The organism is Pseudomonas agronomica, assembly GCF_025917275.1.
Classification (GTDB): Bacteria; Pseudomonadota; Gammaproteobacteria; order Pseudomonadales; family Pseudomonadaceae; genus Aquipseudomonas; species Aquipseudomonas agronomica.
Map to the genome: position 1 here is coordinate 1 of NZ_JAOSHO010000024.1, position 14,814 is coordinate 14,814.

Genomic DNA, 14,814 nt, shown 5'->3' on the forward strand with positions numbered 1-14,814 from the left:
GTTGAATAGCATCGGTTATCTCGTGCAAATGGTAGTAACTGGAGTAACGCAATCAACTGTGGGAGCGAGCTTGCTCGCGATAGCGCAGTCACATTCAACATCCATGTTGACTGACATACCGCTATCGCGAGCAAGCTCGCTCCCACAGGGTCGTGCGGTGTTACCTGAAATCAGGCCGCGTCGCTGAAATCGTACTTCAGTTCGTTGTCCACCGCGCTGATCCGCACTCCGGCCATGGCCTTGCCTTCGAGCATGCGGGTGAGGAACTCGCGGCTCATGTCCGGCAACAGGCTGTTGGTCAGGATGGTGTCGATCATGCGCCCGCCGCTTTCGGTTTCGGTGCAACGCGAGACGATCAGGTCGATCACCGCGTCGTCGTAGTCGAAGGCGACCTTGTGGGTGCTCTCCACGCGCTTCTTGATGCGGTTGAGTTGCAGGCGGGTGATGGCCTTGAGCATCTCGTCGCTGAGCGGGTAGTACGGGATCGTCACCAGACGACCGAGCAGGGCCGGCGGGAAAATTTCCAGCAGCGGCTGGCGCAGGGCCTTGGCGATTTCTTCCGGCTCGGGCACGTTCTGCGGGTCCTTGCAGACCTGGGCGATCAGCTCGGTGCCGGCGTTGGTGGTCAGCAGGATCAAGGTGTTCTTGAAGTCGATCACTCGGCCTTCGCCGTCCTCCATCACGCCTTTGTCGAACACCTGGAAGAAGATTTCGTGCACGTCCGGGTGGGCTTTTTCCACCTCGTCCAGCAGCACCACGCTGTACGGTTTGCGCCGCACGGCTTCGGTCAGCACGCCGCCTTCGCCGTAGCCGATGTAGCCCGGTGGCGCGCCCTTGAGGGTGGACACGGTGTGGGCTTCCTGGAACTCGCTCATGTTGATGGTGATGACGTTCTGCTCGCCGCCGTACATGGCTTCGGCCAGGGCCAGGGCGGTTTCGGTCTTGCCCACGCCGGAGGTGCCGGCGAGCATGAACACGCCGATCGGTTTGCTCGGGTTGTCGAGGCCGGCGCGGGAGGTCTGGATGCGCTTGGCGATCATCTGCAAGGCGTGGTCCTGGCCGATGATGCGTTTCTTCAGGTGCTGGTCGAGGTTGAGCACGGTTTCCAATTCGTTGCGGGCCATGCGGCCCACCGGGATACCGGTCCAGTCGGCAACCACCGAGGCCACGGCCTGGTAATCCACGGTCGGCAGGATCAGCGGGTTTTCACCTTGCAGGGCCGTCAGGCGCTGTTGCAGGTCCACCAGTTTCTCGCGCAGTTCATGACTGGTTTCGCTGCCGTCCTCACTGTCCACCACGCCAACGCGCTCGCGCAGGGTGGCGCGGGTTTCCAGCAATTCGTCCACCAGGGTTTTCTCTTCGGCCCAGCGGCTTTCCAGCTCGGCCAAACGCTCGCGCTCGGCACTCAGCAGGCTTTCGCTGTGGGTCTGGCGGCTGCCGATGGCGACGCCAATCGCGTGTTCACGGGCGATGATCTGCAGTTCGGTTTCCAGCGCCTCGATGCGGCGACGGCTGTCGTCTACTTCGGCCGGTACGGCGTGCAGGCTGATGGCGACGCGGGCGCAGGCGGTGTCCAGCAGGCTCACGGATTTGTCCGGCAACTGGCGCGCGGGAATGTAGCGGTGGGACAGCTTGACCGAGGCTTCCAGGGCTTCGTCGAGGATCTGCACCTGATGGTGTTTTTCCATGGTCGAGGCCACGCCGCGCATCATCAGCAGGGCTTTGTCTTCCGACGGCTCGGCCACTTGCACCACTTGGAAACGACGGGTCAGGGCCGGGTCTTTTTCGATGTGCTTCTTGTACTCGGCCCAGGTCGTGGCGGCCACGGTGCGCAAGGTGCCGCGGGCCAATGCCGGCTTGAGCAGGTTGGCCGCGTCGCCCGTGCCGGCGGCGCCACCGGCACCCACCAGGGTGTGGGCTTCGTCGATGAACAGGATGATCGGCTTGGGCGAGGCCTGGACGTCTTCGATGACCTGGCGCAGGCGCTGTTCGAATTCACCTTTCATGCTTGCGCCGGCTTGCAACAGGCCCACGTCAAGGCTGCGCAGTTCCACGTCCTTGAGGGACGGCGGCACGTCGCCGGCGACGATGCGCAGGGCGAAGCCTTCGACCACGGCGGTCTTGCCCACGCCGGCTTCACCGGTGAGGATCGGGTTGTTCTGCCGGCGGCGCATGAGGATGTCCACCAGTTGGCGAATCTCTTCGTCACGGCCCACGATCGGGTCGAGCTTGCCGCTGCGGGCCTGCTCGGTGAGGTCGACGGTAAAGCGCTTGAGCGCCTCTTGCTTGCCCATGGCACTGGGGGCCATGGCGCCGCTGGCTTCGCCCGGCACGGCGCCGGCGTTGAAACCGTCGCTGGCGGTCAGGGCGTTTTCCGGCGAGTCGCCGACGTATTCGTCGAAACGTTCGCTCAGGGCTTCGACCTTGACCTTGTCGAACTCCGACGACAGGCCCAGCAGCGCATGGCGCAGGCTCGGCGTCTTGAGGATGCCGAGCACCAGATAACCGGTGCGCACCTGGCTTTCGCCGAACATCAGGCTGCCGTAGACCCAGCCGCGTTCCACGGCTTCTTCGACATGGGAAGACAGGTCAGTGATCGACGTCGAGCCCCGTGGCAACCGGTCCAGCGCTTCGGTCAAATCACGGGCCAGGCGCGCCGGCTCGATGTTGAACTGGCGAATGATGCGGTGCAGGTCCGAGTCCTGCAGTTGCAGCAACTGATGAAACCAGTGGGCCAGTTCCACGTAAGGGTTACCGCGCAATTTGCAGAATACGGTGGCGGCTTCGATGGCTTTGTAGGCCACGCTGTTGAGTTTGCCGAACAACGCGGCGCGACTGATTTCACCCATGCTCATGGCTCCTTGAGGTCTGTGAGGTGTTGGCCTGATCGGCGTAATGCCTGGCCAGTATTAGATCGTTGGCATCTTTTTCAGGACGTCCCAGCCAGGTGTTGAAGCCCAGGCGGAAACGGCCATTGAGTTGTAGTGCGGGCACTTCGGGCTGTTCCAGGACCAGGTTCAGGTCCCAGTCCAGCTCGTGGCCCAGGTATTCGGCGACCCAGGCCACCAGCTCGTTGAACGGTTGGCTGCCGGGCAGCATGCCCATGTAGTCGACGAGCTTGAGTGGCCCCAGGCGAATGCGGAATTTGTGCTGGCGATCCCAGACGAAACGGCCCAGGCAGAAGTCCACGCCCAGTTGAGCGTTGACGCCCACGCGGCTGCGTTCCGGCAGTTCCAGCCATTGGCCGACGTATTCTTCGATCTCCACCGGCAGGCCGAAGTACTCGCTGAGGATCGCCTTCAAGCCGTCCGGGTAACGGGTTTGCGCCGAGAGGTGGCCGCTGTAGTGCAGCTTCGCCGTGTCGGGGATCAACCCCTGGTTGAGCAGGCTCGGCATGCCCCGGCCGCTGAGTGCCGCCAGGCGCGCCGACCAATAGTCATCGTCCGGGCGATCATGGCTGACCGTTGGCCGCGCTTCGGCCCAGGCCCGGTAGAACAGGCTGAGCAGGCGATGGTGGAACACGTCGAGGAAGCGCTTGCTGGTGCTGTCGCCATTGTTGCGCTGACGTTCGCGCACGTACTCGGTGATGTGCAGCGGCATCGGGCCGTTGGGGCCGCCGAGGCCGAAGAAGAACTGCTCCAGGCGCGCCGGCGCACCGTCCACGCCCGGTTGCACCGAGGCCAGTGTCGCGGGGGCGAAGGTGCACTCGGCCTGTTGCCCGAGGCGCAACGGGTCATCGGCCAGGCGCAGGGAATGGCCCAGCCGCGGCAGCTCGGGCGTTTCGCATTCAATGCGCCGCAACGCCTGGAAGAAGTCGTATTCCCAGGGTTCCTGGTGCATCGCTTCCAGGGTACTCACAGGGTCGGACGACGTCCGGGCTTGGCTTTCCATCGCATGATCTCGCCGCGTTCGGTGGTACGGATCACCGTCTCGGTAAAACTGTTGATCGACACGTAGCGTGCCAGGAAGCGTTCCAGCACCGCGCCGAGCAGGAACACCCCGGTGCCGCGAAACGCGTTTTCATCGAATTCCAGGGTGATCTCCAGGCCACGTCCGAAGACGATCGGCCCGGGCATCGGCAGGCGCCGGGTGCAGGGCTTGCTGCTGACCTCGCGCAGGCCTTCGATCTGCAATTGCAGCGCCGCGTCGTTGCTGTCGCCGTACAGGCGCAGCAGTTCACGCAGCGCGGCGGCGCCCTGGCCTTGCTCGCTCAATGACAAGTAGTTCAGCGACAACTGGCTGATCAACCGCCAGGCCTTGGCATCGTGGGCATGGCTGGCCCGCGGCCGACTGGGCCCGGCGACGCAGCGCACCGCGCCCACCGGCGCACTGTCGGCGAGGGTGAAGTCGGTCTTGCCATTGCCCACGCTCATGAACAGCGGCAGGTCGCGGTTGGTGCACAGCGCGGTCACGCCCAGCTGGCGCAAGTCGTGGCGATAGGGCGCTTGCTGGCTGTCCACGAGGCTGACAAAGGTCTCGCTGCCGACGTAGGTTGAGCGCGGGCCGTTGCGGCGTTGGTCGCTGGATAGCACGCGGGGTTCGCGCCGTACGGTGTAATAGGCCTTGTCGCGCCCATAGCGGGACGGATCGCGCACGGCATAGAACGGCAGGAACGGTTGCTCCGGCCCGGTGCCGTGGCCGGTCAGCCCGGTCAGCGAATGCACTTCGAAATCCATCGGCCGGGTGCGGTCGGCAATCACGTGGTGTTCATTGACCCGGTCCGACAAGTGAATGCGGTCCAGGCGCTTGGGAAACAGGTTGATCGCCGGGGTGCAGAACGGCAGGAACTGCGAGGCGCCGACGCTGCCTTCCAGGCTCGGATCGTGACGGTCGAACAGCACGATCAACTCCAGTTCCTGGCCGTCGCAGCGCTTGACCGCGCGACTCAACTGGGTGAAGTCGACAAACAGGAAACGGTGGGGCAGGGCGAAATATTCCTGCAGCAGGCGATAACCCTGGAATGCCCGCGACACCACTGGCAGCGCGGCCTCGGCGTCATCGAAACCCTGGGAGCGCAACGCATCCTGGGGCAGCCGTTCGACCCAATTGCCGCCGGGCTGGCGCGCGAACACCGCGCAGGCGTTGCCCAGCAGTTGTTCGTAAAGACGGAAGGGCTGCTCGTCAGCGCCGCTGAGGTACAGCGGCAGGTTGTCCAGGGCCAGGCTGTTGAATGGCAGCTCGGCGCCGGTGCGCAGGGTCAGGCGCAGGCCGGCCTTGGCTTTCGGTTCGCTGGCGGCCAGGCGCCCGAGCACGGCGGACGGATTGCCGAAATATTCGGCCTGGCTGACCTGCAACGGCCACAACGTCACCGCGTGGGCGGTGCGGTACTCGCAGCAGGTCTGGGATTCGCGACCCAGGGCGGCGCGCATGATGGTGTCGCGGGGCAGCGGGAAACCACTGCTCAGGGAGCCTTCGTCCGGGTCGGCCTGCATCTGCACCACGGTCATCGACGGTGTCGGCGCCAGGTAGTGCGGGTAGGCGATCTCCAGCAAGTTGTGGGTGAAGGTCGGGTACTCGGCGTCGAGCTTGAGTTGCACCCGCGCCGTCAGATAGGCGAAGCCTTCCAGCAGGCGCTCGACATACGGGTCGGCGCAGTCCATGCCGGCCAGGGTCAGCCGGCTGGCGATCTTTGGGTATTCCTTGGCGAACTCCGCGGCGCTTTCGCGCACGTGGTGCAGTTCCTGGTTGTACAGCTCCAGCAGGCGCGGGTTCATGGGCGTCTCCGCTGGTCGGCGTTGACCACGCGCACGTGGCCGGTTTCCAGGTCCAGGTCGGTTTGCAGCATCAGGCGCAGCGGCACCGGCTGCGCCCAGAGATCGCCTTCGATCTCGAAGCTCAGGGCGTTGTGGTTCATCTCGGCCGTCGCCCGGGCCCGCACGCGCAAGGTGTGGCGCAGGATGCGCGGCTCGAACGTGGCGATGGCCTGGTGGATCAAGGTTTCCAGCGCGGGGACATCAACGTTCGAAGCACTGTTGCCCGCCAGCGCCGGCAGCCCGAAATTCACCACCGACGTGCCCGCCGCCGTGTGCAGCGTGGCATCGTCGTCGAGCAGCGAAGTGGTGTTGAGCAGCCATGCCAGGTCACGCAGCACCGAGGCTTTCAACTGGGTAAGGGACAGCACGCGTTTGTCGGCGCTTTCCTTGGGATTGGTCGGATCGTCGTCGGTCAGCCGGTCCAGCAGGGACGGTTGCAGGCGATCGCGGGTGGCGATTTCGGTTACCACGAGAAAGGCGCTACATACATTTTTTGGTCGCCGCCGGAGCCGCAAGCCGCATAGACGCTGACCGTTCCCGCCTCGAAACCTGCCGGCATCTGACGAATAGCCTGCATTTTGCTCAGGCAATCGCGGCTGGGGGCCGGCATGTGTTCGCTGCGCCAAACCGCGAATATAGGGATGTTGTTGAACATTTCCACGCGCAGTTTCTGCTGTTTATCCAGACTAAAGCCGCAAGGCCATTCCATGTCCAGTTTCATGCGGCTCTGGTCAGGTTTTACCAGTGTGCACTGGCCTTGGTCGTCGACTAGCTTGAGCTGCTGACCAACGAAATCGGCTTGCGTGGTCAGCGTATCGGCATGCTCGGCGCATGCGCTCAGGCTGATCAGGCTTGTCGCCAGGCATAGGGCGAGCGCGGGCTTCTTCATTAGATGAGCTCCCAGAACCAGACCTTCTTGGAACGGTAGAACAGGTCGCTGGTTTGGGTCAGACCACGATTCCATAAATCGATATGGTCGCCGCTACGACCTTCCGGGGTCTCTCCTGACTGTTGGAAACAATCCTTGAAGAAAATCAACCCGGTCTTGCCCATCAACTTCTGCCGGTCGGCGGCGCTATTGCTGAGGATGGTCGGACGCCCCAGATGGTTCTTCCACAACCAGTTCGCCAGCGATTCGGCGCCCCTGGCGTGTTCATGGGCACACTTGGGATCGGTGTAGGTGGACTTGTTGACCTTGATGGACTTCTCCGCGTTGAGCGTCAGGCTCATGCGAATCGCGCACTGGTTCGCCCAAGGACCGTCGCAAGGTTTCGCGTCGGGATGGGTCACCAGCAAATCGGAATAGGCTTTCCACAAATTGATAAACGAAGGCTTGGCCATGACTCAGGCACCGGACAGAAGAGGATGGGATGCGAGCAAGCACCAAACACCCCCGGCGCGTGGCACCGGGGGTGTGTTCGATTACACCTTGACGTTCTGACGGATGTTCCAGCCGAACTTGACCGGGCCGCCTTCCTTGGTGCCGTCGGCTTTCTGCGGCTGGTAGTCGACCAGCACCTTGGCGAAGTTCAGGGTGATGTTTTCGGTCAGGCGATCATCGCTGCCCGAGCCACCGGTGCTCAGGGAAGTGATCAGCACTTCTTCCAGGTTGATGATCATGTATTCGACCTGGTTTTCACCGCCGGCCTTGCGTACGGTCAGCTTGACCTTGTCGACGTGCTTGCCGCTGGCGCAGTGCATCATCAGGTTCGGCGACGCCTTGTCGACGTACTTGGTCAGCGACAGGTCCTGGATATTGACCTTGCCCGCGCCACCGCCGCTGCCGACGTGCATGTTGCCGGACTGGGACATGCCCCAGCTCCAGTTCAGGACGTCGATCTCGTCCTTGTGGGCCTTGTCCATGGACTCGCCCTTGATGTCGCCAATCTTGATGAAAATATCAACAGCCATGTTTTCTCCCTGTGTGGTCTCTACCACATTGTTTGGTTGACGCTGACCTTGCGAAATTACTGCTGTTGAACGTTACGCAGGCGATCTCCAATCCACTGAAGATCCCCTGTGGGAGCGAGCTTGCTCGCGATGGCGGTGGATCAGTTGTCATGAGCATGCCTGACACTCCGCTATCGCGAGCAAGCTCGCTCCCACATTGGCCCTTGTACCGCTCAGTAAAGCTTTACGCGCCCTTGGCCGAAGGCAGTTTCGATACCAGGCGCAGCGACACGGTCAGCCCTTCGAGCTGGTAGTGCGGGCGCAGGTAGAACTTGGAGTTGTAATACCCCGGGTTGCCTTCGACTTCTTCGACGATCACTTCAGCGGCAGCCAACGGATGCTGGGCCTTGGTGGTCTCGGTGGAGTGCGCCGGATCGCCGTCGACGTAGTTGAGGATCCAGTCCTGCAACCAGCGCTGCATCTCGTCCTTCTCTTTGAAGGAACCGATCTTGTCGCGCACGATGCACTTCAGGTAATGGGCGAAACGGCAGGTGGCGAACAGGTACGGCAGGCGCGCGGCCAGGTTGGCGTTGGCGGTGGCGTCCGGGTCGTCGTATTCGGCCGGTTTCTGCAGCGACTGGGCGCCGATGAACGCGGCGAAGTCGGTGTTTTTCTTGTGCAGCAGCGGCATGAAACCGTTCTTCGCCAGTTCCGCTTCACGGCGGTCCGAAATGGCGATCTCGGTCGGGCACTTCATGTCCACGCCGCCGTCGTCGGTCGGGAACGTGTGGGCCGGCAGGTTTTCCACTTCACCGCCCGACTCCACGCCACGGATGCGCGAGCACCAGCCGAAGTGTTTGAAGGAACGGTTGATGTTCACCGCCATCGCGTACGCAGCGTTGGCCCAGGTGTACTTGGAGCTGTCGGCGCCGTCGGTGTTTTCTTCGAAGGCGAAGGCTTCCACCGGATCGGTCTTGGCGCCATACGGCAGGCGCGCCAGGAAACGTGGCATGGTCAGGCCGATGTAGCGCGAGTCTTCCGATTCACGCAGCGAACGCCAGCCGGCGTATTCCGGGGTGGTGAAGATCTTGGTCAGGTCGCGCGGGTTCGACAGTTCCTGCCAGGAGCCCATGCCCATCACGGTCGGCGAAGCAGCGGCAATGAACGGTGCGTGCATCGCGGCGCAGACTTTCGACAGTTCGCCCAGCAGTTCCACGTCCGGTGGCGACTGGTCGAAGTAGTAGTCGCCCACCAGGCAGCCGTAAGGCTCGCCGCCGAACTGGCCGTATTCTTCTTCGTACATCTTCTTGAAGATCGGGCTCTGGTCCCACGCGGTGCCCTTGAATTTCTTCAGGGTCTTGTGCAGGTCGGGCTTGGAGATGTTGAGCACGCGGATCTTGAGCTGCTCATCGGTCTCGGTGTTGTTGACCAGGTAGTGCAGGCCACGCCAGGCGCTTTCCAACTGCTGGAAATCCGGGTGGTGGATGACCTGGTTGACCTGGGCGGTGAGCTTGGCGTCGATGGCGGCGATGATCGACTCGATCGACTTGATGGCGTCGTTGGACACCAGGTCGGTCTGCGCCAGGGCCTGTTCGGCCAGGGTGCGAACGGCGGTCTCGACGGCTTCGCGGGCGCGTTCGGTCTTGGGTTTGAATTCTTGCAGCAACAGCGAGGCGAACTCGCTGGTTTCTTCGGTGGCGCCCAGGTTCTGGGGCTGATTGTCGCGTACCAAATCGTTCATGATCGTTAGTCCTTAAGCCTTGGGCTCTGCGTCGGCGGGCTTCGGCGCGCTCGCCAGGGCCTGCAACAGCGCTGGGTCCTTGATCGCCTTCATGATGATTTCCTCGGCGCCGGTCTTGCCGTCCATGTAGGTCAGCAGGTTGGCCAACTGAGTGCGCGCTTCGAGCAGCTTGTTCAGCGAATCGACCTTGCGCGCCACGGCTGCCGGGCTGAAGTCGTCCATGCTTTCGAAGGTCAGGTCCAGGCTCAGGTTGCCTTCGCCGGTCAGTTCGTTAGGCACGTGGAACGCCACGCGCGGCTGCATGGCCTTGAGGCGCGAGTCGAAATTGTCGACATCGATCTCGAGGAACTTGCGATCGGCCACCGGTGCCAGAGGCTCGGCGGGCTTGCCGGCGAGGTCGGCCATGACGCCCATGACGAAGGGCAACTGGACCTTTTTCTCGGCGCCGTAGAGCTCGACGTCGTACTCGATCTGCACTCGAGGCGCGCGGTTGCGCGCGATGAATTTCTGAGAACTTTGCTTCGCCACGTTGCTGCTCCTGGTCGCTTGAGCGACGGTGTTGGCGTCATCGGGGGTACCCATGACGTGACTGCGTGATCCGCTCGCTTTTTATTCGCTTTCCGGGCCGCGCAGGTTTTCAAATTGACTCATGCCGTCGGGAATCAGATTGCGCACGATCGCCGCAAAGTCGGCGTGCACCAGATTCTTCGCCCGGTTCAACAGCACCGGCAGCGGGCTGGAGGGCTCGTGGCGGGTGTAGTACGCCAGGATCCGGTCCAGGCTGCGCAGCACGTCGTCACGGTTGTTGATTTCCCCCGGGACGGTACTGTTGCGCGGCGCGCTCGGTGCGCTGGTGTGTTCAGCCGGCGCGGTGTGGTCGGGTTCGACGGGATCGGCGAGGTCGCTGTCGCCGCTCTGTGGGGCGAACTGACCGAGAATCTGCAGGGCCATCTTCAGCGGTTGTTTCAACGGGCCGAGGTCCACGCCCTGGGCGGAACCGACCTGGTCGCTGACTTGCTGTTCGATGGCTTCGGCGGCGCTGCGGGCTTCGAGCAGGGCGGCACGGATGGTTTCCAACTGCTCGGGATCGCTGTCGAGCAGGGCCCCGGCAAGCTGTTCGGCACCGAGGCTTTCATCGGCAAAACTCTGCAAGCCGCTGGCATTGGCGGCGGCGCGCAGGCTGACGGCACCGAATGTCCGCGAGCGGGCCAGGATGCTTTCGCGCAGCAAGCGAATGGTGACGTCAGAGGTCAGGCCGGCGAGGGCATTGATGCGCACGGTGGGGTCGTTATCGTCATCGGCGTCCAGGCGCGGATGCAGATCAGCCCAATACTGCTTGAGCAGTTCGCTGATCAGCGTCAGTACGCGGGCGAGGCCGGGAATGCCTTCCAGGGCCAGGGAGCTTTGCAACAGGAAATGGGTGATGCGCAGGTCTTTGCTGCGTTGCAGCAGGTCCAGGCTCTGCTGCTGGATGCTGCGCCACTCGGGAGGTTCGGCAGGCAGGATCGAATCGCCCATGCTGCGCTCGGGTTGGCCCCGAGAGTCGCGTTCCAGGCGCAAGAAATCCGCGTCATATTCCAGGTCTTCACCGCAAGGCGAATTCGCGGAAACGGCGGCGAGCAACAAAGGCACATCCACTTGGATCGATCTCCCTATCACCCGCTGAAGAAGTCGGGCAGTGCACACGCAAGTTTCGGATGAAACTTCACATGTTCCTTGACGATAATGGCGCTATAAGTGCGAGATGATCTTAAAGTGCCATCATGTATATTCAAGAAGTTGTGCATTTTTGGTGTAGTACTTATCCGTTGTCAAGGTAAGCTATTTCGCCGATGTGACAGTTGTGAGGTGCTTAACAACCCGCGCGACCCATGGGTCGAAGCGCGCACCGATGCAGGGTTTTTGTCATGCGGGCCGGTTAAGATCAGCAATCGTGCTGGCAAAAAGCCGTTTCGGGTTGTTTGCAAGGTGTGTGGCGCATAGCCGGCGCCGCTCCCAATGTATCGTCGGCGACAAGAAGTATTCAGCAAGGAGGCGAGATGCCGCTGTGTTTGACTATCACTAGTTATCACAAGATTACCCCCGGACAGTGCTCTGAAAAGACCTTGGGCCAGGGAGTGATGGCAATTGGCCGCAATTCCGATAATGACTGGGTATTGCCGGATCCGGAGCGCCTGGTCTCGGGCAAACATTGCGTTATCCAATATAAGGATGGGCGCTACTACTTGACCGATAACAGCACTAACGGTGTGGAATTGGTCAAGGCCGGTATTCGCCTTCGCAAAGGTAACAGCGAGCCGTTGCAGGACGGCGAAGTGATCCGCATCGGTGACTACGAGATCCAGGCGCGGGTGGACTTCGACCTGCCGATGACCGACAGCAACCCGTTCGCCGAAGCCCCCAGCAGTTTCGAAGCCTTGATGGGACGCCAGAGTGCCCCCGTGCATACGCCTTCGCCAATGCCCGTGAGTACGCCGGCGCATTTCCAGGGCGTGTCGTCGATGGACACGCTGCCTGACCTGTTCGATTTCCTTGCGCCGACCAGCGTCCCGCCGGCCACCCAGCCGGACCATGTGCCGGCCGAGCAGCATGATTTCCGTCCGCCTACGCCGATTCCACGCCCGAGCCCACCTCCAATGACTGAGCCGGTGTTCGAGCCGGTGGCCGTGACGTCCGCCCCGGTCATCCCGGATGACTGGGACCCGTTCAGCGACAAGCCCGTGGTGGTGGCACCGATACCCGTCGCGCCGCTGCCTGAGCCGGTTTCCATGCCGCCGCTGCCGGTGCTTGAACCAGTACCCCCGCCGCCGATCCCTGTGGTTGAAGTTGTTGCGCCGATTGAATCCGCGCCACAGCAAGAAGCGCCGGTCAGCCGCGTCGAGCCGACAGCCACCCCGGCGCAAACCTCTCAACCGGACCTGCTGCAAGCCTTCCTGCGTGGCGCCGGGCTGGATCAGTTGCGCCTGGACAAGGCCAACGCCGAAGCCCAGATGGATAGCATCGGTCGCAGTTATCGGCTGATGGTCGAAGGCCTGATCGATGTACTGCGCGCCCGCAGCAGCCTCAAGGGTGAATTCCGCATCCAGCAGACGATGATCCAGCCGGTGGAAAACAACCCGCTGAAGTTCGCCCCCAATGTCGACGAAGCGCTGCTGTTGCTGCTGCGCCATGGCAACCAGGCGTTCATGGCGCCGGATGCGGCGGTGCGCGACAGCTTCGATGATCTGCGTGCCCACCAACTGGCGGTGATGGCCGGCGTGGAAGCGGCGATCAAGCATTTGCTGGCGCGTTTCGAGCCGGCGCAACTGGAAGAGCGCATGGGCAAGCCCGGTGGGCTGTCGGGCATTTTCAGCGGCTCGCGACAGGCCCAGTACTGGCAGCAATTCACCGAGCTCTACAGCAACATTTCCCGCGAGGCCCAGGAGGATTTCCAGGACCTGTTCGGTCGCGAATTCAGCCGCGCCTACGAAGAGCACAGCACACGACAGCGACGCCGTTGAGCGGCGCCGTCTTATAACAATACTGATCAAGTCAACAACGGATAGCTCAAACGTCATTGAGGACGCAGGATGATTCCCAGGTTTTTACTCGCAGTCGCCGCCGCGCTTCTGCTGACGGCGTGCGCCAAGGATGCGGCCCCACCCCAGCCCGAAGAAGCTGAGGCCGACACCGCCGCCATCGAGTTGCATTTCCATGCCATTGCCGGCCTCAACCCCGGTGCCACCGGCCAGCCGGCCCCGGTCCGGGTGCGCATTTTCGAACTGAAGAATGCCGCGACCTTTGGCCGTTCGGATTATTTCGCCTTGGCCGAGCGAGCCCAGGCCACCCTCGGCGCCGACCTGATCGACCAGGACGAAGTGCTGATCCAGCCCGGCCAGCAATTGAGCCTGCAACGCGACCTCGACCCTTCCACGCGGCACATCGGAATCCTGGTGGGCTATCGCGAGCTGGACCAGTCGCTGTGGCGCACGGTGATGAATGTCCCGCCGCGCCAATACACCGAATACCAGATCAGCCTCGACGTGCGCGCCGTGCGCAGCGCCGTCGTCGTTACCCCATCCAGCCCTGCCCAATAAGCAATCGGAGCCCCCATGTCCTGGAACAATCGCGTGGTCTGGTCGGAAGGCATGTTCATTGGAACGCAGCACTTCCAGCAGCATGACCGTTACCTGGAGAACCTCATCGACGCCCGCAGCCGTCCGCTGTCAGCCGGCGCCTGGGGTTTTTCCGAATTGCTCATCGACCAGGGCCTGCTGGCCCAGGGCAAGCTGGCGATCATTTCGGCACGCGGCCTGTTGCCGGACGGCACGCCGTTCAACATTCCCCAGGATGACCTGGCGCCAACGCCGCTGAACGTCGACGACAACCTGCGCGATGGCGTGGTGTACCTGGCCTTGCCGCTTAAGCGCGCCGGTTCCCGCGACACCGTGGATGAAGGCGAGGACCTTGGCGCGGCGCGTTATGTCAGCCAGGTCTGCGAAGTGCGCGACGACAACGCGCCGTTCGAAAACCGCGCGCCCGTGGCCCTCGGTTCCCGGGCGTTGCGCTTGTTGACCGAACAGGATGGCATCGGCGACTACGCCGCGATTGGCGTGGTGCGCATCAAGGAAAAACGTGCCGACCGTGCGTTGGTGCTCGACGATGCCTACATCCCGCCGCTGCTGGACGTCATCGCCTCCAAGCCACTGGCGGCGTTTCGCAGCGAACTGCTGGGCCTGCTGCATCAACGTGGCGAAGCCCTGGCTGGGCGGGTGGTGGCGTCCGGTGCCGGTGGCGCTTCGGAGATCGCCGATTTCATGCTGCTGCAACTGGTCAACCGCGCCCAGCCGCTGATCCAGCACCTGAGCCAGTTGAGCCCGCTGCACCCCGAGCGTTTCTACAGCGAACTGGTCAGCCTGGCCGGCGAGTTCTCCACCTTCACCGCCTCCGGCCGACGACCGCAGCAATATCCGCCTTACCAGCACGATGACCTGGCGCTCAGCTACGCGCCGGTGATGCAGGCCCTGCGTGAAGCCTTGTCGATGCTGATCGACAGCAAGGCCACGCCGATCCCGATTGTCGAGAAAGCCTACGGCATCCACGTGGCGATGCTGGCCGACAAGACCCTGCTCGACAGCGCCAGCTTCATTCTCGTGGTGCGCGCCGACGTGCCCGCCGAAACCCTGCGCGGCCGCTTCGGCCAGCAGAGCAAGGTCGGTTCGGTGGAGCACATCCGCGACCTGGTCAACCTGCAACTGCCGGGCATCGGCCTCCTGCCGTTGCCGGTGGCGCCACGTCAGCTGCCGTACCACGCCGGTTCCACCTATTACGAATTGGACCGGGGCAGCGACCACTGGCAGCAACTCAGCAACTCCGGTGGCTTTGCGTTCCATATCGCCGGCCAGTTCCCAGGGTTGAACCTGGCGTTCTGGGCGATCCGAGGATAAACCG

At 62.8% G+C, this 14,814-nt stretch carries 13 protein-coding genes; 3 read left to right on the forward strand and 10 right to left on the reverse strand.

Going from position 1 to position 14,814, the window contains the following annotated elements; all coding sequences use genetic code 11:
- Positions 1–170 precede the first annotated feature (170 nt).
- From tssH to tssA, 10 genes are all read right to left on the reverse strand, one after another.
- Positions 171–2,849, reverse strand: a complete 2,679-nt coding sequence (gene tssH, locus OC610_RS04025; RefSeq protein WP_264426630.1) for a type VI secretion system ATPase TssH — start codon at positions 2,847–2,849, stop codon at positions 171–173.
- Entirely contained in the window at positions 2,842–3,891 is a 1,050-nt protein-coding gene (tssG, locus tag OC610_RS04030; protein ID WP_264426631.1) for a type VI secretion system baseplate subunit TssG, read from the reverse strand. The genes tssH and tssG overlap by 8 nt, the downstream gene beginning before the upstream one ends.
- Positions 3,855–5,714: a type VI secretion system baseplate subunit TssF gene (tssF, locus tag OC610_RS04035; RefSeq protein ID WP_030138235.1), complete on the reverse strand. Its 1,860-nt coding sequence runs from the start codon at positions 5,712–5,714 to the stop codon at positions 3,855–3,857. Before tssF ends, tssG begins: the two co-directional genes overlap by 37 nt.
- Positions 5,711–6,223, reverse strand: coding sequence for a type VI secretion system baseplate subunit TssE (tssE, locus tag OC610_RS04040; protein ID WP_030138236.1), 513 nt, complete (start codon positions 6,221–6,223; stop codon positions 5,711–5,713). Before tssE ends, tssF begins: the two co-directional genes overlap by 4 nt.
- Entirely contained in the window at positions 6,217–6,642 is a 426-nt protein-coding gene (locus tag OC610_RS04045) for a hypothetical protein (protein ID WP_264426632.1), read from the reverse strand. Before OC610_RS04045 ends, tssE begins: the two co-directional genes overlap by 7 nt.
- The gene (locus OC610_RS04050) at positions 6,642–7,094 is read right to left on the reverse strand and encodes a type VI secretion system amidase effector protein Tae4 (protein WP_264426633.1); all 453 of its coding nucleotides are present in this window, start codon (positions 7,092–7,094) and stop codon (positions 6,642–6,644) included. The genes OC610_RS04045 and OC610_RS04050 overlap by 1 nt, the downstream gene beginning before the upstream one ends.
- Before the next feature lie 81 nt (positions 7,095–7,175).
- The gene (locus OC610_RS04055; protein ID WP_181290609.1) at positions 7,176–7,664 is read right to left on the reverse strand and encodes an Hcp family type VI secretion system effector; all 489 of its coding nucleotides are present in this window, start codon (positions 7,662–7,664) and stop codon (positions 7,176–7,178) included.
- Between the two features lie 223 nt (positions 7,665–7,887).
- Positions 7,888–9,384 (reverse strand): type VI secretion system contractile sheath large subunit, encoded by a 1,497-nt coding sequence (tssC, locus tag OC610_RS04060; RefSeq protein ID WP_030138240.1) that lies wholly within the window; start codon positions 9,382–9,384, stop codon positions 7,888–7,890.
- 12 nt (positions 9,385–9,396) lie between these two features.
- Positions 9,397–9,912 carry a type VI secretion system contractile sheath small subunit gene (tssB, locus tag OC610_RS04065; protein WP_025216163.1) on the reverse strand — a complete coding sequence of 172 codons (516 nt, stop codon included), beginning with the start codon at positions 9,910–9,912 and terminating at the stop codon, positions 9,397–9,399.
- Positions 9,913–9,993: 81 nt separating this feature from the next.
- On the reverse strand, positions 9,994–11,022 hold the full coding sequence (gene tssA / locus OC610_RS04070) for a type VI secretion system protein TssA (RefSeq protein ID WP_264426634.1): 1,029 nt from the start codon (positions 11,020–11,022) through the stop codon (positions 9,994–9,996).
- A 401-nt stretch (positions 11,023–11,423) separates the two neighbouring features.
- On the opposite strand from tssA, the gene tagH reads away from it, so the two are divergent.
- The 3 genes from tagH to tssK all read left to right on the forward strand — a co-directional run bounded on the left by tagH (position 11,424) and on the right by tssK (position 14,810).
- Entirely contained in the window at positions 11,424–12,884 is a 1,461-nt protein-coding gene (tagH, locus tag OC610_RS04075) for a type VI secretion system-associated FHA domain protein TagH (RefSeq protein WP_264426635.1), read from the forward strand.
- Between the two features lie 69 nt (positions 12,885–12,953).
- Complete coding sequence (gene tssJ / locus OC610_RS04080; RefSeq protein ID WP_264426636.1) at positions 12,954–13,460, forward strand: type VI secretion system lipoprotein TssJ; 507 nt, start codon at positions 12,954–12,956, stop codon at positions 13,458–13,460.
- Between the two features lie 15 nt (positions 13,461–13,475).
- Positions 13,476–14,810: a type VI secretion system baseplate subunit TssK gene (tssK, locus tag OC610_RS04085; protein WP_264426637.1), complete on the forward strand. Its 1,335-nt coding sequence runs from the start codon at positions 13,476–13,478 to the stop codon at positions 14,808–14,810.
- Positions 14,811–14,814 lie beyond the last annotated feature (4 nt).

Coding starts and splice junctions, on each gene's coding strand:
- tssH (WP_264426630.1), bottom strand. CDS start 2,849: ATGGGTGAAATCAGTCGCGCCGCGTTGTTCGGCAAACTCAACAGCGTG.
- tssG (WP_264426631.1), bottom strand. CDS start 3,891: ATGGAAAGCCAAGCCCGGACGTCGTCCGACCCTGTGAGTACCCTGGAA.
- tssF (WP_030138235.1), bottom strand. CDS start 5,714: ATGAACCCGCGCCTGCTGGAGCTGTACAACCAGGAACTGCACCACGTG.
- OC610_RS04045 (WP_264426632.1), bottom strand. CDS start 6,642: ATGAAGAAGCCCGCGCTCGCCCTATGCCTGGCGACAAGCCTGATCAGC.
- OC610_RS04050 (WP_264426633.1), bottom strand. CDS start 7,094: ATGGCCAAGCCTTCGTTTATCAATTTGTGGAAAGCCTATTCCGATTTG.
- OC610_RS04055 (WP_181290609.1), bottom strand. CDS start 7,664: ATGGCTGTTGATATTTTCATCAAGATTGGCGACATCAAGGGCGAGTCC.
- tssC (WP_030138240.1), bottom strand. CDS start 9,384: ATGAACGATTTGGTACGCGACAATCAGCCCCAGAACCTGGGCGCCACC.
- tagH (WP_264426635.1), top strand. CDS start 11,424: ATGCCGCTGTGTTTGACTATCACTAGTTATCACAAGATTACCCCCGGA.
- tssJ (WP_264426636.1), top strand. CDS start 12,954: ATGATTCCCAGGTTTTTACTCGCAGTCGCCGCCGCGCTTCTGCTGACG.
- tssK (WP_264426637.1), top strand. CDS start 13,476: ATGTCCTGGAACAATCGCGTGGTCTGGTCGGAAGGCATGTTCATTGGA.